The organism is Bradyrhizobium sp. USDA 241 (genome assembly GCF_049739505.1).
Taxonomy (GTDB): domain Bacteria; phylum Pseudomonadota; class Alphaproteobacteria; order Rhizobiales; family Xanthobacteraceae; genus Bradyrhizobium; species Bradyrhizobium liaoningense.
Genome location: NZ_JBMGPZ010000005.1, coordinates 1,882,490 through 1,904,518, shown reverse-complemented (window position 1 = coordinate 1,904,518; position 22,029 = coordinate 1,882,490). Strand labels below are relative to the sequence as shown.

The window sequence follows — 22,029 nt, the reverse complement described above, 5'->3', positions numbered from 1 at the left end:
CTTTTCGCCGCCTGACGACCGGTACTTTGCAACGCGCTTGAGGGATGGGTTGGGCGAACGGGGGCGGACGCCCCGCCGGTCAAGGACCGAGCGGCAGCAGCGCGCCGGGCAAGCCGCAGATCAGGTCGGCTTCGGGACATGCCGCGGCAAACGCAAGGCGAATGCGGCTCGTGGTCTCGACGACACGGGCGGCGATTTTCAAGAGCCGAAGACGCAGCGTCGCGAACTCGGCAGCGGCCAATTCCCGGGCTTTGGGAATGGCGTCGCGCACGGTCAGCATCAGCCAATAAGCGGCCGTATGGAGCACGAGACGGACCTGGTTGGCGAGCGCCGAACGGCAGCTGGTGCGATCGGAGGCGAGCTGCGTCTTATGCAGCTTGATCAGATTCTCGGCTTGGCCGCGCGCGCAATACAGGCTGTCGTAGATCCACTCGGCCGAGCCGACATCGAGGCTGGTGACGACGAAGCGGATGTCGAGGCCGAGCATCGTCGCCTCAATACGGGCGACAGTGCGCCGTTCGCGATCCCAGGACTTTGCCTTGTGGCGCGTCTCGGTATAGCCACGCAGAACCGGCAGGTTCTCGATGGCGCGTCGCGTGCGGATGTCGTCGGCGACCTCGTCGACTTTTCTGGCGAGAGGCTTGGTGCCGGACAGACCGAAGATGTAGTCGATGCCGTTGGTCTCGCACCACGCCATTGCCTCCGGCCGGGCATAGTGCCCGTCGCCACGGAACGTAATTTGCGTGTTGTGCCATCGCGTCCGGATATGCCGTACCAGGCGGCGCAGATGGGCACGCACCTCGACGCCGCCCGGCGTCTTGCCGGGCCGCAGCACGACGGCCACGGGCCGGCTCTTCTCCGTGTCGTAGACGTGGATCGGCAGGAAGCAGCGTTCGTCATAATGAGCGTTGAACAGCGAGAGCTGCTGATGGCCGTGGACGACGTCGCAGGTATCATCGATGTCGAGCGTGACGGATGCCGGCTCGCGCGGGTAGCTATCCATCCATGCGTCGACCAAAGTGTAGGTCAGCCGGATCACGTCGCGCAGGCGCGGAGCATTCTCCAGCCGCGACAGCGTCGGCTGGGAACACAAATCCCGGCCCGTGTCCGGTAGGCGACCGCAGGCCAGTTTGAATGCCGGATCGGACCTCAGATGATCGAGGTCGTCGGCGTCCTCGTAGCCGCAGCAGATCGCGAACATGCGAGCGCGGAACATATCGACCAGGCTGTGCACGACCCGCGTCGGATGCGCCGATCCGGGAACACCCGGGCCAGATTGTTGGCCAAACCGAGACGCCGCTCGGCCATCGCCAGAAGCATCACGCCCCCGTTCGAGGTTAGGCGCCCACCATCGAAGGCAGCTGTGACTTTCTTGGCGTGAACGGCTGGAAACGAGAAGGGCGGAATCGTATCGTCGGTCATGGCGGGCGTGGCGTTCGCGGTTGGAGGTGATGGGGTTGGCTTCGCAACCGAATCCTACGCCGCATCAGCGCTTTACCCCTCAGGCGCACTCTTACGAATAAGACGGGTTAAGTTGAAGAAAGATTGAGTGACTCCCGATCATTTCTGTGCCGAAACGTGGAGTCGCGGTCGTGCCGCGTCCAAAGAAACCGGCGCGAGCGGCCTATTAGACGCGGTAGGTGCTCAGCCTCCGAAACGAGACTATCAAGCATGAAGAGATCGAGCGCGAGGCAGAGGTTTTATTTGTGTTGAATTCTTGCTTCTCGATAGTGGTCTGAAATCGTATCATCGGTCATGGCGGGCGTGGCGTTCGCGGTTGAAGGTGATGGGGTGGCTTCGCAACCGAATCCTACGCCGCATCAGCGCTTTACACCACGCTCGCCAGCCTCTCAGGCGCCCTCTCGCGAATAAGACGGGCTAAATGCCCTTCGCCAGCGGGATCTCATTGCTCTTTTTGGGCCGGTCCAGGCTTCAAAGAGCGGCCGCCAGCGTCGGTCCGGTCTCGATGTGCGGGATCGCCTCGACCAGTTTGCGCGTGTAGTCGGTCTTCGGATTGTCGAACAGCGCCCGGCTTTCGCCCTGCTCGACGATGCCGCCATTGCGCAGCACGATGGTGCGGTCGCAGAGCATGCGCACCACGTTGAGATCGTGGCTGACGAACAGCAGCGCGATGTCGTTCTCGCGCCGCAGGCGGTCGAGCAGTTGCAGCACCACCGCCTGAACCGAGACGTCGAGCGCAGCGGTCGGCTCGTCCAGCACCAGGAGCCGCGGCCGGCAGGCGATGGCGCGGGCGATGCCGACACGGGCCTTCTGCCCGCCGGAGAGCTGATGCGGAAACCGCGGCAACAGATCGAGCGGCAGTCCAACGCGTTCCGCGCATTCTTCCACACGCTGACGCAGCGCCTCACCCGTGCGCATGCCGTCGAGCCGCATCAAGGGATGGGCAATACAATCGAACGCCGTGAAGCGCGGGTTGAGACTCTCGTTCGGATCCTGAAAGACCATCTGGATGTCTTTGCGGAGCGGCGAACGATGAAAATCACGCGACGCCACGTGGCCGATCGATTGCCCGTCGAACACGATGTCGCCTTCGCTCGGGTCGATCAGGCGACAGATCATCCGCGACGTCGTGCTCTTGCCGGAGCCGGACTCGCCGACCAGACCGACGCTCTCGCCGCCGGCCATGGTCATCGAGAAGTCGGCAACCGCGGCGGAGCCCTGGTCGAAGCGCTTTGCGAGCTTCCGCACTTCCAGCAGCGGCGGCGTGCCATGTGGCAGCACCGGCCGTGGTTTGTCGAGAATGGCGTTGTAACGCTCTCTCTCCTCCTCAGTCACGAGGTCTTCGATCCGTGACGTCGCCGTCGGCGATGCCGCGACCAGGCGCCTCGTATAGGCGTGCTGCGGCGCGCTGAAGAGCTTGCCGGGGCTCGCCTCCTCGACGATGCGGCCACGCTCCATCACGGCGATGCGGCGGCAATAGCGCGCGGCGAGGCCGAGGTCATGCGTGATCAGGATCGTCGCCATGCCACGCGCGGCGGCAATGTCCGCCAGGAGATCCATCACCACCTTCTGCGTGGTGACGTCGAGCCCGGTCGTCGGCTCGTCGGCGATCAGCAGCGCGGGATTGCAGGAGATCGCAATCGCGATCATGACGCGTTGGCACATGCCGCCGGAGAGCTCGTGCGGATAAGCATTCATCCGCTGCTCGGGCTCCCGGATCTGAACGGCGCGCAGCAGCTCCAGCGCCTCGGCGCGCGCGGCCTCCTTCGAGATGCGCTTGTGCGTGAGGATCGCGTCCGCGATCTGCAATCCGATGGCCCGGATCGGATTGAGCGCCGCCCGCGGGTTCTGGAAGATCATCGACATCGCGGCGCCCTGGAGCTGACGGAGGTCATCGCCCCTGAGCTTCGTCACGTCCTGCCCGCGAAACAGGATCTTGCCACCGGTGACGCGCCCTGCGGCATCGAGCAGCCGCGTCGTGGCAAAGCCCGTGACCGACTTGCCCGAGCCGCTCTCGCCGACGAGGCCGAGCATCTCGCCGGCCTTGACGGTCAGCGTCACGCCGCGCACGGCCTCGACCATCCCGCGCCGCGTCGAGAACGCGACGTGGAGGTCGTCGATCCTGAGCAGGTCCTCGCTCATGTGCGCATCCGGGGATCGAGAATGTCCCGCATCCCATCGCCGAGGAGATTGAAGCACAGCACCGCCATCATCAGCGCAAGGCCTGGAAAGGCCACCAGCCACCACCGCCCCGTCGAGATGAAGCGCGCGCCCTCGGCGACCATGATGCCCCATTCCGGCGTCGGCGGCTTGACGCCGAGGCCGATGAAGGAAAGGCCGGCGGCATTCAGGATGGCCCAGCCGAGATTGAGCGAGATCTGCACCGCCATCGCCGGCAGGATGTTCGGCAGCAGGAAGCGCAGCACCACGGAAAAATGGCTCTCGCCGCAGGCGCGTGCGGCCTCGACCCAGCCGACATTGCGCCTGACGTTGACCTCGGCCCGCGCGAAGCGGATGTAGAAGGGAAGATTGATGATCGCGGTCGCGATCACGATGTTCTCGATCCGATTGCCGAGCGCAGCCACCATCGCCATCGCCAGCACGAACAGCGGGAACGCCATCATCACGTCGACGAAACGGCCGACGGCGCGATCGAGCCGGCCGCCGGCATAGCCGCAGAACGCGCCGACAACGGCCCCGATCAGGAAGGAGATCCCGACCGCGGAGACCGCGATGGCGAGGTCGAGCCGCGCGGCGACGATGAGACGGCTGAACACATCGCGTCCGAGCTGATCGGTGCCGGCCAGATGCGCCGCGCTCGGCGGCAGCAGGGCTTCCGAGACGTTCGAGGCCACGGGATCGTAGGGCACGATCCAGGGACCGAAGATCGCGACCAGGACGAACAGCGTCACCCCGGCAGCGGCGACGGCCGTGAGCGGGTTGCCGCGCAGGATCCAGACCGAGTGGCGGAGGGTTGCACTGGTCATTCGATCGATACCCTGGGATCGGCGATTCCGTAGCAGATATCGACCACGAGATTGACCACCACGAACAGGCTTGCCATCAAAAGCACGAAACCCTGCACCGGCGCATAGTCGGAGGACAGCAGTGCATCGAGCGCGTAGGAGGCCACGCCCGGCCACGAGAACACCTTCTCCACCAGCACGTTCGCGCCCAGCATGGTCGAGAACACGATGCCGGCGATGGTGATGACGGGAAGGATCGCATTGCGCAGCGCATAGGTCACGACCACCTTGCGCCAGGACAAGCCGACCGAGCGCGCCGTGCGCACGAAATCGCTGCCGAGCGAGACCAGCATCGAGGCGCGCGTGATCCGCGCCAGCGGCGCGATGACGAACAGGGCCATGCTCACCGCCGGCAGAACCAGCTGCTTGCAGGCCGCCCACCAGCCCTCAAAATCGCCCGCGAGCAGGAAATCGATGGAGAGAAAACCGGTGCGCTGCGGCGGCAGCGAGGTGAAGACGTCGATGCGCCCGGTCGGATCAGGCGCCAGCCCGAGCAGATAGTAGAAGACGTAGATCAACAGCAGGCCCGACACGAAGGTCGGCACGCAGACACCGAACGCGCAGAACAGCCGCACGCCATGGTCGACGATCGATCCGGGCCGCAAGGCCGCGACCACGCCGAGCGGCACCGCCGCGATCAGCGCGATCAGGAGCGCGGTGAAGGTGAGCTCCAGCGAGGCCGGCAGCCGCTCGCGCAGATCCTTGAGCACCGGCTGTCCCGTCATCATGGAGCGGCCGAGATTGCCGTGGCCGATGTCGGAGAGATAGAACACGAGCTGCTCCGGCACCGACTTGTTGAGCCCCATCTGCTTGCGGATCTGCTCGATCTCCTCCTTGCCGGCATTGGGCCCCGAGGCGAAGAACACCGCGGGGTCGCCGGGCAGGACGCGCATCAGCAGGAAGGTGAAGACCAGCACCCCGAACAGAGCCGGCAGCGACGACAGAAGCCGCCTGCCCGCCCGTATTATCGTTGCACCAAGACCGGTCTTCACTTTTCGGCACCTCTCCTGCTTTCGGAAGCTACTTGCGGCTCAGATTGCGATAGTCGACCTGGCGGTGGAACTCGTAGGTGTAGCCTTCGACGGTGGCCGCCATCACCGCATCTTGATTTGGCTGCCACAGCATGATCTGCGGCATCAGGTCGAAGTGCATCGCATTGAGCTTGCGGCCGGCCTCCTCATACTTGGCCTTGTCCGGCTCGAAGCGGGCTCCCTGCGCGATCGCGGCCAGGTCGGGATTGTTGATCGACGAATAATTCCAGCGCTGATTGCCGGTATAGAAGTTGCGGTAGAAGTAGTCCGTCGAGGGCAGCCAGGCGACGATGCCTTCGGTGAAGAAGGGCAGTTTCTTTTCGTTGATCAGCGTCGACATCTGCGCGTCCGGCAGCTTCTGGATGTCGACCTTGATCCCGATCTTGCCGAGCGACTCCTTGATCAGCGCCGCCATCGGCTCCGCCTGGGAGGCCCACCCGACATTGAAGCTGAAAGTGGTCGAGAAGCCCTCCGGGAATCCGGCGGCCTTGAGATATTCCTTTGCCTTGTCGAGGTCGAGCTTGACCGGCTGCTGGAACGGATAGATTCCGTTCAGCGGTTTGCCGTCCGGCCAGCTGGCGCCGTACAGCGGCATGCCGCGGCCGAACAAGGCGGCCTTGAACATGTCCTCGTAGGGCAGCGCGAACGCGATGGCGCGGCGGACGTTGACGTTGTCGAAAGGCGGGATCTGGTTGTTCATCGAGACGTAGGTGATCGCATTGTATTGCGGCGTCGAGACCACCTTCAGCTTGCCCTTGGCTTCGAGCGACTGGACGTCGCTCGCCTGGAGATCGAGTACGATATCGGCATCGCCGCGTTCGACCAGATTGGCGCGAGTCGCCGGCTCCGGCACCGATTGCACGATGATGCGCTTGAAGAAGGCGGGCCGGTCGGGAGAACCGCGGTTCCAGGCCTCGTTGCGCTTGAGGGTCACCTGCTCGCCGGGCTTGAAACTCTCGACCACATAGGCGCCGCTGCCGGCGGTGTGCTCCTTCAACCAGGCCATCGCCCACGGATCGTCCGCGGTCGCATGCTCCTTGGCCAGCTTCGAGTTGATGATCATCGGATAGACGGTGGCGAGATTCGGCAGCGCCAGCTTGTCGGGCTTCGGCAGCGTCACCTCGATCGTCAGGGGATCAATCACCTTGAACTGGTCGGCCGAGGTGAGCGATCCCGTCAGCAGCTGCGCCTTGCCGAGGATCGGCGCGGTGACGCAGCGATCGAGCGACCATTTCACGTCCTCGGCGGTGACGGGCGAGCCGTCCTGGAACTTGGCGTCCTTTCGCAGACGGAAGGTGATCTTCAGGCCATCGGGGCTGACGTCGTAGGATTCGGCGAGCTCGCCGTTGATGGTGTCGAGATCGAACACCCATTTGCCGTTGAGCTGCTTGCGACCGAACGATACCAGCCGATCGTAGGTGCTCATGCTGAGCCCGAAGGATTCGCGGGTCGCGCCGGGGATGTTTGGATCGAGCGTGTTGACCGATGCGCCGGTCACATAGCGCAGCGTTTCCGCCCTGGATTGCGCATGCGACGGCGCGGTCGCGATCAGCAACAGCGCGGTGGTGGCGAGGATCGTGGTCGCGGATCTGAAAGACACAAAACGCATTCGTTTTCCCTTGAATTGTCGAACAGGAAGGTCGCCAAGGCTGGTCAAGAAAGAAGCAAGTTGCGCGCCAATCTTCGCTGCGGCGGGGCATGGATGATCATCGCTGCTCCTCCGTCTTTCGCGCCGGCCGCGCAACCACCGCCTGCGGCACGTCGTAGGCGCTGAGCGAAGCCCAGTGCCGCTCGACATCGGCGCGGAACAGGCCGCGCGTCAGCCCATTCACGAGCTTGGGCACTGCAGTGGTCATCGCGTTGATCGACGATCCCGAGGCACCAAAACTCATGGTGGAGGCAATGGCGAAGAGATGGATGTCGGAGATCCACGGCGTCTTGCCGGGCATGCGCTCGGTGAAGGCATAGTCGTCGGCAAGATAAGGAAAGCGGCCGAGCCGTTCGTTGCGCTCGCCCTCCGGCGGCTGATAGCGGTCCGCCCAGGTGGCGATGTTGCCGGCAAACCTGGAGAGCTCGCCGCGCTCGGCAAAGTTCATGTCGATGCCGGCGCCGCAGATGACGAAATCGGCAGTGATGGCGCCGCGCGGCGTTTGGAGTTCAACGCCTTTGCCGGTCACGCACGCAGCCTTCACCGGCGCGCCCTCGTGCAGGATGAAATTGGCATGCCGCGCGCAGCGGTTGTAGGTGGGTTGCGGAAATCCTTCCCGCATCTCGAGGACCTTGCGCATGAAGCGCCAGCGCCAGGCATCGTCGAGATCGCTGAGATGGCGCAGAAAGCCGCGGAAGGTCAGCCAGCGATAGGGCTGGATCACCTGGATCTGCGCGCGGCGGCACAGCAGGTGCACTTCGGAGGCACCCGCCTCCAACGCGGTGGCCGCATTGTCGAAGGCGGAGGCGCCGGCGCCGATCACGGCGACACGCTTGCCGCGAAGTCCTTCGAAATCGATGTCGTCGGCGACGGTCGCGACCGAGCTCGCCGGCAGATCGCGCAGCGGCTCCGGGATCATCCAGCCGCCCATACCCTCCTGCCCCGTCGCCAGAACGATCTTGCGCGCATAAAGCGTCTCCGCCCCTTCGGCATGCTTCACGTGGGCGGCGAGCAGGCCGTCGGCCGCTGGCGCAATCTCCAGGAGCTCACGGCCGTTGCATACCGGCAAGTCGAGCGTGCGCCGCAGCCAGAGCAGGTACTCGGCCCAGTGCGCGCGCGGAATCAGACCGAGCGTCTGCCAGCTCTCCTTGCCGAACCGGGCTTCGTGCCAGGACTGGTAGGTAAGGCTCGGGATGTCGAGATCGGGACCGGTGTAATCCTTCGGGCTGCGCAGCGTCGGCATCCGGGCATAGGTGAGCCACGGGCCCTCCATCCCCTCTTCGGCTTTGTCGATCAGGAGGATGTTGCTGACGCGGGAGCGCATCAGGCCGAAGCCGATGGCGATGCCGGATTGGCCGGCACCGACGATGAGCACGTCTAGCGCCGGCTGGCCATCGGGCCCGGTCTTCGCTTCGAGCCATGCGGCGCCGGGATGCGCGATCTTGTCGAGATCGGCGCGAACGCCCGCTTCGAGTTTTGCCAGCGCGTCACTCATGCCGCGAGCCAACCTCCGTCGACCACCATCACGGTGCCGGTCGTGAACGAGGACGCATCGCTGGCAAGATGCAGCGCGGTCTGGGCGATCTCCTCCGCCTGACCGAACCGCTTCATGGCGTGGCGGTTGCGCGAGGCCTCGCGCACCTCGTCCGAATTGGCGTGACGAGCGAAGCTGCGGCGAAGCATTGGCGTATCGATCGCGCCCGGCGCGATGGCGTTGACCCGAATGCCGTCCGTTGCGAAATCTACTACCCGGAATCAGAGCTGAGTGATACGGCGGCCTTTGAAACGGCGTTGACGGACCTTTTTCTTGGTCCAGACGAAGGGCTCGGCTCTGTCGTTGTATGCGTTGACGTAGGCATCGATGTGTTCCTGAAGCTGCTTGAGGCTCGTGAAGGAGGTGCCGCTGAGCGACTGCCCCTGCAAGATGGAAAACCATACTTCGACCTGATTGAGCCATGACGCACTTGTCGGCGTGAAATGAAATTGCACGTTGGGGTGGGCCTTGAGCCAGTCCTCGTTCTTTTTATGGGTGTTGAGGTTGTCGAGGATGACGTGAAGCTTGCGGTTCGGAAAAGCCGCGGTGACGCTGTTCATGAAATCGAGAAACTCGACGCGGCGCCGGCGTTTTGAATGGGTCGCGATGATCTTTCCGGTGGCGACTTCGAGCGCCGCAAACAATGTTGTGGTGCCATGCCGCTTGTAATCGTGGCTTTGGCCGGTCAAGGCGCGGCCATTGGGCAACTTCAGATAACCCTGCGCTCGCTCCAAAGCCTGGATCGAGGGCTTCTCGTCCACGCACAGCACAATGGCCTTCGCCGGCGGCGCGACATAGAGGCCGACAACATCGGCGGCTTTGGCCGTAAAGTTCGGGTCGTTGCTCTCGCACCAGGACTTGCGAGCCACCAGGTCAATCTTGTGGCTGCGCAGGAACCGCCAGACATATTGGACATCGACATCGCCCAGCGCCTCGGCCAGCAGGGGGCCGGTCCAGCGCGCAAACCCTTGCGGTGGCGGCTTATCCAGCAGCTTCAGAATCCGCTTGTCGGTCGTCTTCGTATAGATCGGCTGCTTGCCAGGCCGCGGCTTGTCTTGCAGCCCTTCAAGGCCATGGTCGGCATAGCGATGCCGCCAAAGGCTGACAATCCGCGGCTGGACCCCAACTTCCTTGGCGATCGACCGGGTGCTGCGCCCATCCGCCGCCAACAGAACTATCCGCGCCCGCTTCAAATCGCGCTGCAACGTCACCGGTGAGCGACAGCACGCCTCAAGCACCTTGCGATCTTTCCTCGAAAGGTGGACTTCTCTTGCTTCGGGTATCATCCCGACCTTGAATCACGACTCACGTTCCAAGAAAAGTGGGTACTACCGCCATCGTCCGGGTCAGGCTGACGATCGCGCCCTTGGCGGCGATATAGGCACTGTTGCCCTTGCCGCCGGCCATCGCGAGCTGCGATGCGAGCGTGATGATCGAGCCGCTCTTTTGCCGCTGCATCTGCGGCACCGCGGCCCGCGCCCACAGCCAGGTGCCGCCGACATTGGCGCGGAACACCGCGTCCCAGTCTTCCACGCTCGTCGTCAGCACGGTGCCGCCGCAGGAGAAGCCTGCTGCCGTCATCAGGATATCGAGCCGGCCGTGCCGCGCGATGAGCTCGCCGACAACAGTCTCGGCGAATGCGGCATCGCCGACGTCGCCGACATGCGTCGTTGCTTCGCCCAACAGGCGAAGCGTTTCCTGAAGGCCCGCGGCATCGCGATCGACCAGAGCGAGACGCGCTCCCTCTTCTGCAAACAGTTTTGCGCTGGCGCGGCCAATGCCCGAGCCGGCCCCGGTGATGATGGCGGTGCGCCCCTGCAGCCGCATGTCAGATCCCCTCCTTGTGCTGCACCCACCAGGCGCTCATCGCGGCAGCGGACTCCGCGCAGCCGAACCGCGCCCGCCAGCCGAATTCGTCGGTCATCCGTGCAACCGAGAGCGGTGCACGATCGCCCCCGTGGAGCTTGATAACCGTGCTTTCTCCGGGCACCGCCAGCCGGCAGTGCAGGCCGGGATGAAGTGCCGCAAAGGCCTCGCCCCATTGCAGCGCCGACCAGGCCGCGCCGCTGGAGATGTTGTAGAGACGACGGCGCGGCCGCTCGGCCTCGATCAGCACAGCCACGGCCTCGGCGGCGTCGACGGCGTAGGTCCAATCTTTGAAGCCTGGTCCCGGCATGATCGCCGGCTCGCCGCGAGCGAACGCCGCCAGGATCTGGAATTGGAGGCTGGGCGTATCGCGCACCGCTCCGGCCCGCTCCCATGGACCAAACACGGCGCTCAACCGCACGCTCAGAAAATCGCCGCCAAAGAGCTCGGCATGGCGCGCTACGGAGCGTTCCGAGGTGAACTTGCTGATGGCGTAGAACGAGACGGGATCGCAGGCCGTTTCCTCGTCCAGGACTTGGTGACGCTGGCCGGCGGTGCCATAGGCGGACGCCGAGGACAGATTGACGACGCGGCGGACGCCATGACGGATCCCTGCCTGCAGGATCGGAATCTGGGCCATCACGTTGATCTCGAGAACGCGCGCGGGCGACGCCCTCTCGAGATCATCCCCGGCGGTGATGGCCGCACCCAGCACGATTGCGTCCCAGCCCTCAGCGATGAGGGCATCGATACCGGCCGCGTCGGTGATATCGCCTTGAACGATTCGGAGCCGCTCCCGAAAATCCAGTAGGGATCGCTGCGCAGCCGGCGGCAGCGGCGAACGATCATACAGCGTCACGTCGTGGCCGCGCGCGAGCAACACCTCCGCCAGGTTGAGGCCGACAAAGCCCGTACCGCCGAAAATGACGATCTTCATCGCGCGCGATCCGCCGTCACAGCAGCTTCGCTCCGAAATTCCGTTCCGGATCCATGTCGGCGACGAGCCGGCCCGTCGGCTTCGCCGCCTCGCCGCCGCTCCGCGCCAGGAACTTTCCGCTGCCGGCGCTCGCGAGACACTTGTTGCCCTCGACGACCACGCGGCCGCGCGAGAGCACGGATACCGGCCAGCCCTTCAGCTTGCGGCCCGCAAACGGCGTGTAGCCGGTGAGATCGTGCATCATCTCATCCGTGATCGTCACCTCACGGTTCGGATCCCAGATCGCGATATCGGCATCCGCGCCGACGGCGATCGAGCCCTTGCGCGGATGCAGATTGTAGATCTTTGCCGGCGCCGTCGCCGTCAGCTCGACGAATTTCTCCAGGCCCAGCCGTCCCTTCGACACCATCGCGTCGAACAGCAGCGGGAGCCGCAGCTCCAGTCCCGGCAGGCCGTTGGCGACCTGCTTGAAGTTCGGATTGGGGCCGGCGCGCAGCTTGCCGGTCTCGTCATAACGATACGGCGCGTGGTCGGACGAGATGGTCTGGAGATCGCCGAGCGAGAGCGCCTGCCATAGCGCCTCCTGGTCCGAATGCGTGCGCGGCGGCGGGCTGCACATCCATTTGGCGCCTTCCGCTCCGGGCTTGTCGAGATCGCCTGCGGTGAGGAACAGATATTGCGGGCAAGTCTCGGCGAACACCTTGAGCCCCTGCCCGCGCGCGTCGCGGATCACCTTGGCGCCCTCGGCGGTCGAGACGTGGAAGATCATGATCGGCTGATCGATCAACGCCGCCATGCCGATCAGCCGCGTGAACGCTTCCGCCTCCGACACGCGCGCGTGGCTGACGGCGTGGTATTTCGGCATCGTGTAGCCGCGTGAAAGCAGGCGCTTGACCATCCAGGCGATGATGCCGTGGTTTTCGGCATGCGCGCACAGCATCGCACCGGACTGGCGCGCGGCGAGCAGAATGTCGAGCAGCGGCTCGTCGTCGACCTTGAGCCGGTCATAGGTCATGAAGATCTTGATCGAAGCATGCCCCTGCTTCACCAGCGCCGGGATGTGCTCCTCGACCGTCTCCCTGGTCGCGTCCGCAATGATCATGTGAAAGGCGTAGTCGATCACTGCGCCCTTCCTGGCCAGCGCGTGATAATCCTCCACCACCTGCGGCAGCTTCATCCCGACATGCTGGGCGGCGAACGGGATCACCGTGGTGGTGCCGCCGAAGGCGGCAGAGACCGTCGCGCTTTCGAACGTATCGGCATTCATGATGCCGGCAGCGGAGAGCTGCTCGATATGAGCATGGCTGTCGACGCCGCCGGGCAGCACCAGCTTGCCGCGCGCGTCGATCTCGCGTTTGGCCGCCGGAAGGCCCTTCCCGACGGCTGCGACGGTCTCGCCGGAAATCGCGACATCGGCCTCGAAGACGTCGGTGGTGGTGGCGACGCGGCCACCGCGGATGATCAGGTCGTAAACTGGTTCAGTCATGAGGCACTCCATGATATGCCTGAAACAAGTGATCTCCATTCTGCAGGAAGACCATCATGTCCCGGCCGCGCATTCTCGTCATCAATCCGAACTCCAACCACAAGGTCACGCAAGGGCTGGAGGATGCGCTGAAGCCGCTCGACTTCGAGGGCGGGCCGGAACTGGTCTGCCAGACGCTGGCCGAGGGTCCCTTCGGCATCGAGAGCCAGGCCGACGTCGACAGCGTCGCGATGCCGCTGCGCCGGCTGGTCGAGAGCGACAACAGCTCGGCCGCCTTCGTCATCGCCTGCTACAGCGATCCCGGACTGCAAGTCTGCCGTGAAGGTACCGACCGCCCCGTGTTCGGCATTGCCGAGTGCGGCGTGCTGACCGCGCTTTCGCGCGCCGAGAACTTCGGCGTCATCGCGATCGCCCAGCGATCGATCCGGCGTCACATGCGCTATCTCAGGCAGATGGGATTGACCGACCGCCTCGCCGGCGAGCGGCCGCTGAACATGAGCGTTGCGGAAACGGCCTCGGGCGAAGGCACGCTGGCGAAAATGATCGAGGTCGGCCGCGCGCTGCGCGACGAGGACGGCGCCCGCGCCATCGTGATGGGCTGCGCCGGCATGGCGCGCCATCGCCGTCCGCTCGAAGACGCGCTGCAAATCCCCGTGATCGACCCGACACAGGCGGCCGTCACCATGGCGCTGGGTACGGTGCAGTTCTCGGCTCACTAGGCGTCCTTCAGCTCTTGGGCGTCCTGCCGCGCGAGCCATTGCGCATGGCTCTCGCGGACAAGCGCAAACGTATCCCGCTGCGTCGTATAGAGGTTGCCGAACATGCGGCCGACCGGCCGGTAGGCATCGAGATCGACATACATGTTGGCGGTATCGACGAGGCCCTCGCGGGCGTGCACCCTGAGCACCTCGCCAACCAGCAACTCGCGATCCGCCGAGAAGGTCAGCACAACGTGGCGCCGGCATTCCAGCGCGAACGGCGCTGCGGCTAGGCGCGGCACCTTCACGTCCACTGACGGAAGCGTCGCCAGGCCCGTTGCGGCGACCTCGCTGTCGCCGGAGGGGAAATCGACCGCGCAGTCGTTCATCGCCACCGACAGCGCTTCATCCACCATGTGCACGACGAACTCGCCGTCGCGATGGATGTTGCGGGTCGTGTCCTTCGGGCTGTGATCCGGCTTGTGCTGGAGCCCGAGCACGATCAGCGCAGGACTTTCCGAGAAGACGTTGAAGAAGCTGAACGGTGCGGCATTGACAGCTCCGTTCTCGTCCAGCGTCGTCACCAGCGCGATCGGCCGCGGCACCACAACGCCGCAGAGCAGCTTGTAGCGGTCACGCGCGTCAAGCTCGCGCAAGGAGATGCCCTTGTCAGCCATCGGCGTCACGTCTCCGGCGGCGGCACCGCGCCGGTCTGGCTGGTGATCAGGCCATAATGCTCGATGCGGCGATGCCGGGCGAAATCGAAGATCGTGGTCTTGCCGAAGGTCGTCGCATCGAGGTCGCAAGCATGGACCAGGACCTCGTCATCATCCGTCTTCGCTTCGGCCACGATCTCGCCGTTGGGATCGACGATCAGGCTGCCGCCGAACAGCGGGTGGCCGTCCTCGACGCCGGCCTTGGCTACCGCGACCACCCAGGTTGCGTTCTGGTAGGCACCGGCTTGCACCGAGAGGCGGTTGTGGAACAGGCGCTTCTCGACGCCCTCCTCGCTCTTCTCCGCATTCACCGACGGCGTGTTGTAGCCGATCAGCACCATCTCGACGCCCTGCAAGCCCATGACCCGATAGGTCTCGGGCCAGCGGCGGTCGTTGCAGATCGCCATGCCGATGATGCCGCCCAGCGTACGCCAGACCTTGAAGCCGAGATCGCCCGGTTCGAAATAGCGCTTCTCCAGATGCTGGTGCGAGCGCCTGGTGTCGTATTCCACATGGCCCGGCAGATGGACCTTACGATATTTGCCGACGATCTTGCCGGATTTGTCGGTGAGAATAGCTGTGTTGAAGTGATGACCGTCGGGCGTCAGCTCCGCGTAGCCGAAGTTCATCGCCGTTCCGTGCTGCGCCGCACGTTCGAACAGCGGCCTTGTCGCCGCGTTCGGCATCTCCCGCTCGAACCAGACGTCGAACTCGGCCCGGTCCTCGACATACCAGCGCGGGAAGAACGTCGTCAGCGCCAATTCGGGATAGACGATCAAGTCGGCGCCCTTGCTCTTGGCCTCGTCCATCAGCGCAATCATGCGCTTGACCACGGCCTCGCGGCTGTCGGCTTTCTGGATCGGGCCCATCTGGGCGGCGGCGACATTGACGATTCGCATCAGCGACTTCCTGATCTCTTCACGAATTTCCTGGCGAGGCTGGGGATCGCAGCTTCAAGGGCGTAGCGACAGCATAACGCCGCCTTGCGTCCGTTTTCCAGCCAAGCAGATTTCATGCCGTTCGCCCCCATTCGGCGTCCTGCAACAGCCGCCAGTTGATCTTGTTGCTCGCGGTGCGCGGCAGCTGGTCGACGAAGACGACCGCGCGAGGCGCCTTGTAGCTCGCCATCACGCCGCGCGCCCAGCCAACGATGTCATCGGGCGATGTCGTTGCCCGTGCCGCCTCGTCCAGCACGACAAGCGCCTTGACGGTCTCGCCGCGGTAATCGTCCGGCGCTGAAATGATGCAGCACTCGCGGATAGCGCGGTTCTGGTACATCGCGGCCTCGACCTCGGCCGGCCACACCTTGAAGCCGCTGACATTGATCATGCGCTTCAGGCGATCGACGGCGAAGAAATAGCCTTCGGCGTCACGGTAGCCGAGATCGCCCGTCCGCAGGAACCGCTTGCCGTCGAGTTCGATGAAGGCCTCGGCATTCGCCTGCGGCCTGTTCCAATAACCTTGCAACACTTGCGGTCCGTGCACGACGATTTCGCCGACCACGTTGTCGCCGAGCTCGATCAGGCTCTCGGGATCGACCACCCTTGCGTCGGTCTCCTGCACGGCGATGCCAAGGCACTGCGGCTTCGGCGCCGCCATCGGGTTGAGATGGGTCGGCGACATCGTCTCGGTCATGCCGTAGCCCTCGACGAAGTCGAGCCCGAAGCGCCCTTTGAGCCGTTCGGCGACCGCGGTCGGCATTGCCGCGCCGCCGCCGGTCAGAACCTTGAGCTTCGCAAAGCATTTGTCGCGAAACCGGGCGCTGGCGAGCACGTCGACGATCATGGTCGGCGCGGCGTTCCAGAACGTCACGCCATGGGTCTCGAACAGATCCGGCAACAGATCCTTGTCCCAGCGCGCCATCAAGAGCAGCGTGGCCCCGGTGACGATGGCGGCATTCATCGAGCCCTGCATGCCCGCGACATGGAACAACGGCATGAAGCCGGTCATCACGTCGTCGCCGCCGAGCCGATACCAGCGCGCCTGCAACACGGCGGTGAACAGCGCACTGCGATGCGTATGCATGCACGCCTTGGGCTTGCCTGTGGTGCCCGACGTGTAGGGCAGGATCATGAGATCGTCCGGCCCCGCAGTCATCACACCCGGCTTCACGCCTTGTGCGATCGCGGACGACCAGGAATGCCAGCCCTGCGATGACGGCACCTCGGCCGGCGCTTCCGTGACGCATGATGGCAGCGTATAGGGCGTCGCGGCCGGAACCTCGTCGCGATACTGCGCGACAATTGCATGCCTGATGGCCTCACCCAGCAGCGGGGCAAACACATCGCTCAGTTCGCTACCGATGAGTGCGACCTTGGCCCCGCTGTCCACGGCGAGATACGCGATCTCGGCGGTCTTGTTCATGGGATTGACGGGGACGATCACGGCGTCCGCCCGCATCACCGCGTAATAGGCGATGACATATTGCGGTGAGTTCTGAAGCGCGATCATGACGCGGTCGCCGCGCTTGACGCCGCAGGCGCCCTGCAGGAAGCCTGCCATGGCATCGACACGGTCGCGCAGCTCGGCGTAGCTCAGGCTTGCACCGTAAAACACGGTCGCCGGATGCGACGGTCGTTCGCGTGCTGCACGCGCCAGCGCATCGTAGAGCGTTCCCTCCGGCATCGCGAGATGCCAGGGCTCATCCGCCGGCCAGGCCGGCGGCCGGCGGGGTGTTGCTTGATCCGCGCTCACCCGTGCTCCTCGTCGGCGATATCGAGGCCGTGATCGAGCGCGTCCAGAAGCTGATCGGCCTCGCGCTCGGAAATGACGAGCGGCGGCGCCAGGAACAGCGAAGTCTGCTCGCCGCTGGTTCCGATCACCGCACCGGCTTCCAGCGCCCGCTCCGCGACGCGCGAGGCGATCGGCACTTCCGTGGTGTCGGCATGCCAGGTCCTCCAATCCGGCCCGTGCAGCTCGACCGTCCAGTGCAGCCCCTGCCCCGCGACGCGCTGCACGCTCGGATGCTTCTGCGCGATCGCGAGCAGGCGGCGGATGAACAGCTTCTCGAGCTGCTGCACACGCTCCAGAATCTTGTCGCCCGTGACAACCTTCAGGTAGGCGCTGACGGCCGCCATGCTGATGGGATGGCCGCGCAGCGTGCCGTAGTTCTGCCAGCTCGTCCCCTTGAGCCGCTCGACGATGTCTTTGGACACCACGACCGCTGCCACCGCGGCGGCGCCTCCGCCGAGCGACTTGCCCAGCGTGACGATGTCCGGGCGGCTTTGCGCGCCCTGGAACGCGAACCAGCGGCCGGCGCGCCCGGCGCCGGTGACGACCTCGTCGGCGATCCAGTAGGAGCCTGCCTGCCGCGCGCAGCGCGCCACTTCGTCCTGATAGGCGCCGTCGTAATAGATGCCGCCCTGGGTATAGTCGATGATGGTTGCCGCCGCGTCCGAGAGCAGCCGCGTGGCATCCGCGAGATACTCGCTCGGCGGCGTATTGTTGGCCGGCGCGCCGTAGATCGCGCCATCCGGGGCCGGCAGGATCCGCACCGGCGCCATCGGCGCCGGCAGCTTTGAACCACCGGCATGCACGGCGAGCCCACCATGCCATTGCGGCTGCACCGTCATGCTGCGCGACAGGCCGGTGATACCGTGATAGGCGCGCTCGCGCGTCGCCAGCGCCGAGCGCTGCGTCAGCGCCTGGCAGAGCGACAACGCCATGTCGTTGGCCTCGCTGCCGCTGATGCAGAAGCGTACCGCGCCGACCCAGTCCTCCTCGCCCTTGAAGGCGGTGGCCATCAGGTCGTCGGCGGCCTGCTCGCGGCCGATCCAGGTCCAGCCCTCGTTGACGACAGGCGTATCCGCCGCGCGGCGGATCGCCTCCACCATGGCGGGATGGCGATGGCCGAGGCCGCCACCAGTGTTGCTGCCGTCGATGAGCTTGCGGCCATCGGACAGGTGGAAGTAGACGCCCTCGCCGCCGACCACGGCCATCGGCGCGCTGTCGCCCGCGTTCAGCCCGGTACGCAACAATCTGCTCATCGCAATCCCCTCACTCTGCGGCCGCGGCGCCATAGCCGCCGCCACCGCACATCTCGATCGTGACGAGATCGTCTTGCTGCAACACCAGGTTGGATTTGCCGTCGATCGCGACGTTCGCGCCATGCCTGACCAGCGAGATGCGGCAGGCCTTGCCGGATTCGCCGCCCTGCATGCCCCAGGGCGCAATCACCATCCGCTCGATGCAGGTCGTCAGGTGCATCGAGGGCGCCAGGATGCGGTAGGTACGGACGGAGCCGTCACCACCGCGCTGCGCGCCCGCGCCGCCGGATTGTCGGCGGATCGCCTGCTGCTCCAGCCGGATCGCGTAGTTCGCTTCGATCACCTCGACCGGCGTATTCGAGGTGTTGGACAGATGCACCCGGGTTGCCGACATGCCGGCCCGATCGTGGCGCGCGCCTTCGCCGCCGCCGTGAACTTCGTAGAGCATCTTCCACGATCCGTTCGGCCGCGGCTCGGCAAAGAACAGCACACCCGCGGTGGTCGCCCCGCCGGCCGACAGGCGTTCGGGGATGGTGTCCTGCATGGCGCGAAAGATCGCATCGACGATGCGCATGGAGGTCTCGTGGTTGCCGGCCGCGACGGACGCCGACCAACCCGGCTCCAGGATCGAGCCCGGGCGCGTGATGATGGTCAGCGGCCTGAGCGCGCCGGCGTTCTGCTGCATGTCGCGCCCACTCATGATGCGCGCGGCATAGGCGACGGCCGAGCGCGCCATGAACGGCGTCGTGTTGCAGAAATTGGAGACGCGATCGCAGCTTCCGGAGAGGTCGAAGGTCGCCTCGTCGCCGCGAATGGTGATCTTCACATGGATGCGCGCCGGCGCGTTGTTGTCGCTGCCGTCGTCGAGATAATCCTCGCCCTCGTAGACGCCGTCCGGAAGGTCGCGCAGCGCCGCGCGCATCTCGATCTCGGAGAGATCGTGCAGGCGCGACTGCGCCGCCATGAAAACGGCCTTGCCGTGCTCGCGGCAAAGCTCGACGATACGCCGTTCGCCGGCCTTGGTGGCCGCGATCTGCGCCAGAAGATCGCCCTCGCAGGATTCGGAGTCGCGGACATTGGCCTTGAGCAGCTGCACGATCGCCGCATTGACGCCGGCCGCGGTCGCGATCAGCACCGGCGGAATCCGCATCGCCTCCTGGAAGGTGTCGATCGCCTTGGCAAAATAGCTGCCGGGCCAGGTGCCGCCGATGTCGGGCCAGTGCGCGAGGCTGACCGCGAACGCCACGATGTCGCCGTCGACGAAGACGGGCCGCACGACCTTGACGTCGTTGAGATGATTGCCGCCGAGCGCGCCGACATTGTAGATCAGCACGTCGCCGTCGTTCAGGCTGTCGCGCGGCACCACCTTCAACAATTCGGGGATGGTGTAGGCCATCGCGCCGAGGTGGATCGGGATGTCGCGACCCTGCCCGACCAGACCGCCGTGGCCGTCGGTGATCGCGGACGACAGGTCGCCCGCCTCGCGGAGCAGCGGCGAGCGCGCCGAGCGCGTCATCACCAGGCTCATCTCCTCGGCTGCGGCCGAGAGACCGTGCCTGATGACCTCGACGACGAACGGATCGAGCTTCATGCCTCCCTCCGCGTCAGGAACAGATTGCCAGATACATCGGGCTTTGCCTGCCATCCAGGCGGCACGACCACGGTCGACCACGCGTCTTCGATGATCGCGGGTCCGCTCACCATCTCTGTCAGCGAAGCGCGGTCGATGATCGCAGTCGGCGTCTGGTGGAGGCCATCAAACGAGCAGGTACGCGTGCCGGTGGACACGGCCCTCGCCGCCGTCGCCGGCCGGCTCACGACGGTCGTCGACGGTCGGCGCGCCTGCACCCGCACGGATTCGATGACGCAGCTTTCGCTCGTGGCATAACCGAACAACTCGTGATGCCGCGCCAGGAAATCCTGCTTGAGCCTGGCGACATCCAGCGGCAAGGCGAAAGGCACCGGAATGGCATCGTTCTGCGCCGCGTAGCGCATCAACGCGACCAGTTCGACCTGGATCTCCGCCTTGGCAACGCCATTGGCAAGCAGCGGCGCGGATGCATCGGCAATCAGGGCCCCGATCCGCTCCGATACGCGTGCGAGGTCGATGCCGTCGAGGGCGGCGCGAAGGGTCTGCTGCTGCAGGAAGCTGAAATCGGCGGTGAGACAGCCCAACGCCGAGAAGGCGCTGGATGCACTGGGCACGACGACCTCTGCGATCCCGTAGAGATCGGCGAGGCCCGCGGCATGCATCGGGCCCCCGCCGCCGAAGGCGAGCAGCGTGCAATCGCGTCCGTCGATGCCGCGCTCGACCGTGACGCGGCGAAGCGCGCGGGCCATGGTCGCGTTCGCGACCTTGATGATGCCGAGCGCCGTTTCCGTCAGGCTCAGTCCGAGCGCGCCCGCGATCGGCGCGATGACGCGCCTGGCTGCCTCGATGTCGATGCCGATGCGGTCACCAAGCTTGGTCTCGGGATTGAGATAGCCGAGCACGGCGTTGGCGTCCGTGATGGTCGGCTCCATGCCGCCGCGGCCGTAGCAGGCCGGACCCGGCTCGGAGCCGGCGCTCTCCGGCCCGACCGTCAGGCCGCCGGGACCGTTGCGCACGATCGATCCGCCGCCCGCGCCGATCGAATGCACCGCGAGCATCGGCTGGCGCAGCGGCTTGTCGCCGAGCATGCGGCCGTCGGTCATCTCGGCCTGACCGTCGACGATCAGGCACACGTCGGTCGTGGTGCCGCCCATGTCGAACGTCAGCATCCGCGAGGTGCCGAGCTGGCGCGCGATGCTGACGGACGCCGAGACGCCGGCGGCCGGTCCCGACATCGCCATCACCAGCGGCCGACGTTTCACCGCCGAAATCGGGATCATGGCGCCGGCGGAATGAAACACCTGCAATCCCGGCCCGATCGGCAGCCGCTGCTCCAGCTCGCTCAGATACTCGACCGCGATCGGCATCGCGGCCGCGTTGAACACAGTCGCCGAAGTCCGCTCATACTCGCGCGCCTCGGGGTTGACCTCGTGCGATAGCGAGACATGGGCGACGACCTCCTTGAGGCGCTCGCCGAGCATCTTCTCGTGGACCGGATTGGCATAGGCGTGAAGCAAGGCCACCGCGACACTCTGCACGCCGGTGTCCTTCAGCCAGGCCAGCAGACGCTCGATCTCCGCTTGCTCCAGCGCCTTCAGCACCCGGCCCTCGTGATCGAGGCGCTCGGCAAGCCCGAAGCAGCGTTCGGGCGGCACCAGCGGCGGCGATTTCGGCGGAATGTCGAGCCGATAGAGGTCGCGGCGGCGATAGCGCGCGATCTCGAGCACGTCGGCAAAGCCTTCAGTCGCGACCAGCGCGACCTTCGGCAGCCGGTTCTCGACGATCGCGTTGGTGACGCGCGTGGTGCCATGGACGAAGCGCTTGACCTCGTTCTTGCTTAGGCCCACCGCCTCGATCGCCTCCAGCATGGCCTGAACCGGCGCCTGCGGTCGCGACGGCACTTTCGCGATCCGGGCCTCAGCGGAATCGCGCCTGATGGCGATGATATCGGTGAAGGTGCCCCCGATATCGGTGCCGACTTCCCAATGACTTTCGAAAGAGCTCATGTGGCGTCAGCTACGCCTGGCGTCCGAACCGGACGCCGGGCCC

General features: G+C 65.4%; 15 protein-coding genes and 3 pseudogenes. 1 reads left to right on the top strand and 17 read right to left on the bottom strand.

Annotation, left to right across the window (positions count from 1 at the left end):
• Positions 1 to 79 precede the first annotated feature (79 nt).
• From ABIF91_RS30910 to hydA, 11 genes and pseudogenes are all read right to left on the bottom strand, one after another.
• Positions 80 to 1,422 (bottom strand): annotated as a pseudogene (locus ABIF91_RS30910) (IS1380 family transposase).
• Between the two features lie 510 nt (positions 1,423 to 1,932).
• Positions 1,933 to 3,603 (bottom strand): nickel ABC transporter ATP-binding protein NikE, encoded by a 1,671-nt coding sequence (nikE, locus tag ABIF91_RS30905; protein WP_424579573.1) that lies wholly within the window; start codon positions 3,601 to 3,603, stop codon positions 1,933 to 1,935.
• The gene (locus tag ABIF91_RS30900) at positions 3,600 to 4,448 is read right to left on the bottom strand and encodes an ABC transporter permease (protein ID WP_028177758.1); all 849 of its coding nucleotides are present in this window, start codon (positions 4,446 to 4,448) and stop codon (positions 3,600 to 3,602) included. The genes nikE and ABIF91_RS30900 overlap by 4 nt, the downstream gene beginning before the upstream one ends.
• A complete protein-coding gene (locus ABIF91_RS30895; RefSeq protein WP_028177759.1) occupies positions 4,445 to 5,479 on the bottom strand; it encodes an ABC transporter permease in 1,035 nt (344 codons plus the stop codon). The genes ABIF91_RS30900 and ABIF91_RS30895 overlap by 4 nt, the downstream gene beginning before the upstream one ends.
• A 28-nt stretch (positions 5,480 to 5,507) precedes the next feature.
• Positions 5,508 to 7,127, bottom strand: a complete 1,620-nt coding sequence (locus ABIF91_RS30890; protein ID WP_284283048.1) for an ABC transporter substrate-binding protein — start codon at positions 7,125 to 7,127, stop codon at positions 5,508 to 5,510.
• Positions 7,128 to 7,224: 97 nt separating this feature from the next.
• Complete coding sequence (locus ABIF91_RS30885) at positions 7,225 to 8,661, bottom strand: NAD(P)-binding domain-containing protein (protein WP_028177761.1); 1,437 nt, start codon at positions 8,659 to 8,661, stop codon at positions 7,225 to 7,227.
• Positions 8,658 to 8,912: pseudogene (locus ABIF91_RS30880) on the bottom strand (SDR family oxidoreductase); the annotation flags it as partial. The gene ABIF91_RS30885 and the pseudogene ABIF91_RS30880, both read right to left, overlap by 4 nt.
• 9 nt (positions 8,913 to 8,921) lie before the next feature.
• Complete coding sequence (locus ABIF91_RS30875) at positions 8,922 to 9,986, bottom strand: IS630-like element ISRj1 family transposase (RefSeq protein ID WP_026192128.1); 1,065 nt, start codon at positions 9,984 to 9,986, stop codon at positions 8,922 to 8,924.
• A 43-nt stretch (positions 9,987 to 10,029) separates the two neighbouring features.
• Positions 10,030 to 10,527, bottom strand: a pseudogene (locus ABIF91_RS30870) (SDR family NAD(P)-dependent oxidoreductase); the annotation flags it as partial.
• A 1-nt stretch (position 10,528) separates the two neighbouring features.
• Positions 10,529 to 11,503 (bottom strand): NAD-dependent epimerase/dehydratase family protein, encoded by a 975-nt coding sequence (locus ABIF91_RS30865; protein WP_028177763.1) that lies wholly within the window; start codon positions 11,501 to 11,503, stop codon positions 10,529 to 10,531.
• Between the two features lie 16 nt (positions 11,504 to 11,519).
• Positions 11,520 to 12,989 (bottom strand): dihydropyrimidinase, encoded by a 1,470-nt coding sequence (gene hydA / locus ABIF91_RS30860; protein WP_028177764.1) that lies wholly within the window; start codon positions 12,987 to 12,989, stop codon positions 11,520 to 11,522.
• A gap of 56 nt (positions 12,990 to 13,045) precedes the next feature.
• Between hydA and ABIF91_RS30855 the strand changes: the two genes are divergently transcribed.
• Positions 13,046 to 13,708 (top strand): aspartate/glutamate racemase family protein, encoded by a 663-nt coding sequence (locus tag ABIF91_RS30855; RefSeq protein ID WP_028177765.1) that lies wholly within the window; start codon positions 13,046 to 13,048, stop codon positions 13,706 to 13,708.
• On the opposite strand, the gene ABIF91_RS30850 is transcribed toward ABIF91_RS30855, so the two are convergent.
• From ABIF91_RS30850 to ABIF91_RS30825, 6 genes are all read right to left on the bottom strand, one after another.
• A complete protein-coding gene (locus tag ABIF91_RS30850) occupies positions 13,705 to 14,364 on the bottom strand; it encodes a flavin reductase family protein (RefSeq protein WP_193374330.1) in 660 nt (219 codons plus the stop codon). The two genes, ABIF91_RS30855 and ABIF91_RS30850, sit on opposite strands and share 4 nt — an antisense overlap.
• Positions 14,365 to 14,369: 5 nt before the next feature.
• Positions 14,370 to 15,302: an N-carbamoyl-D-amino-acid hydrolase gene (locus ABIF91_RS30845; RefSeq protein ID WP_028177767.1), complete on the bottom strand. Its 933-nt coding sequence runs from the start codon at positions 15,300 to 15,302 to the stop codon at positions 14,370 to 14,372.
• A 112-nt stretch (positions 15,303 to 15,414) separates the two neighbouring features.
• A complete protein-coding gene (locus ABIF91_RS30840) occupies positions 15,415 to 17,097 on the bottom strand; it encodes a long-chain-fatty-acid--CoA ligase (protein ID WP_028177768.1) in 1,683 nt (560 codons plus the stop codon).
• Positions 17,094 to 18,389, bottom strand: a complete 1,296-nt coding sequence (locus tag ABIF91_RS30835) for an aminotransferase class III-fold pyridoxal phosphate-dependent enzyme (RefSeq protein WP_028177769.1) — start codon at positions 18,387 to 18,389, stop codon at positions 17,094 to 17,096. The genes ABIF91_RS30840 and ABIF91_RS30835 overlap by 4 nt, the downstream gene beginning before the upstream one ends.
• 10 nt (positions 18,390 to 18,399) lie before the next feature.
• Positions 18,400 to 19,980, bottom strand: a complete 1,581-nt coding sequence (locus ABIF91_RS30830) for a hydantoinase B/oxoprolinase family protein (protein ID WP_028177770.1) — start codon at positions 19,978 to 19,980, stop codon at positions 18,400 to 18,402.
• Positions 19,977 to 21,986: a hydantoinase/oxoprolinase family protein gene (locus ABIF91_RS30825; RefSeq protein WP_028177771.1), complete on the bottom strand. Its 2,010-nt coding sequence runs from the start codon at positions 21,984 to 21,986 to the stop codon at positions 19,977 to 19,979. The genes ABIF91_RS30830 and ABIF91_RS30825 overlap by 4 nt, the downstream gene beginning before the upstream one ends.
• Positions 21,987 to 22,029: the final 43 nt, after the last annotated feature.

Excerpts from the sequence above, each read along its gene's own strand:
- ABIF91_RS30890 (WP_284283048.1), bottom strand. The coding sequence starts at position 7,127 with ATGCGTTTTGTGTCTTTCAGATCCGCGACCACGATCCTCGCCACCACC.
- ABIF91_RS30825 (WP_028177771.1), bottom strand. The coding sequence starts at position 21,986 with ATGAGCTCTTTCGAAAGTCATTGGGAAGTCGGCACCGATATCGGGGGC.
- nikE (WP_424579573.1), bottom strand. The coding sequence starts at position 3,603 with ATGAGCGAGGACCTGCTCAGGATCGACGACCTCCACGTCGCGTTCTCG.
- ABIF91_RS30845 (WP_028177767.1), bottom strand. The coding sequence starts at position 15,302 with ATGCGAATCGTCAATGTCGCCGCCGCCCAGATGGGCCCGATCCAGAAA.
- ABIF91_RS30875 (WP_026192128.1), bottom strand. The coding sequence starts at position 9,986 with ATGATACCCGAAGCAAGAGAAGTCCACCTTTCGAGGAAAGATCGCAAG.
- hydA (WP_028177764.1), bottom strand. The coding sequence starts at position 12,989 with ATGACTGAACCAGTTTACGACCTGATCATCCGCGGTGGCCGCGTCGCC.
- ABIF91_RS30835 (WP_028177769.1), bottom strand. The coding sequence starts at position 18,389 with ATGAGCAGATTGTTGCGTACCGGGCTGAACGCGGGCGACAGCGCGCCG.
- ABIF91_RS30885 (WP_028177761.1), bottom strand. The coding sequence starts at position 8,661 with ATGAGTGACGCGCTGGCAAAACTCGAAGCGGGCGTTCGCGCCGATCTC.
- ABIF91_RS30865 (WP_028177763.1), bottom strand. The coding sequence starts at position 11,503 with ATGAAGATCGTCATTTTCGGCGGTACGGGCTTTGTCGGCCTCAACCTG.
- ABIF91_RS30850 (WP_193374330.1), bottom strand. The coding sequence starts at position 14,364 with ATGGCTGACAAGGGCATCTCCTTGCGCGAGCTTGACGCGCGTGACCGC.
- ABIF91_RS30830 (WP_028177770.1), bottom strand. The coding sequence starts at position 19,980 with ATGAAGCTCGATCCGTTCGTCGTCGAGGTCATCAGGCACGGTCTCTCG.
- ABIF91_RS30900 (WP_028177758.1), bottom strand. The coding sequence starts at position 4,448 with ATGACCAGTGCAACCCTCCGCCACTCGGTCTGGATCCTGCGCGGCAAC.
- ABIF91_RS30855 (WP_028177765.1), top strand. The coding sequence starts at position 13,046 with ATGTCCCGGCCGCGCATTCTCGTCATCAATCCGAACTCCAACCACAAG.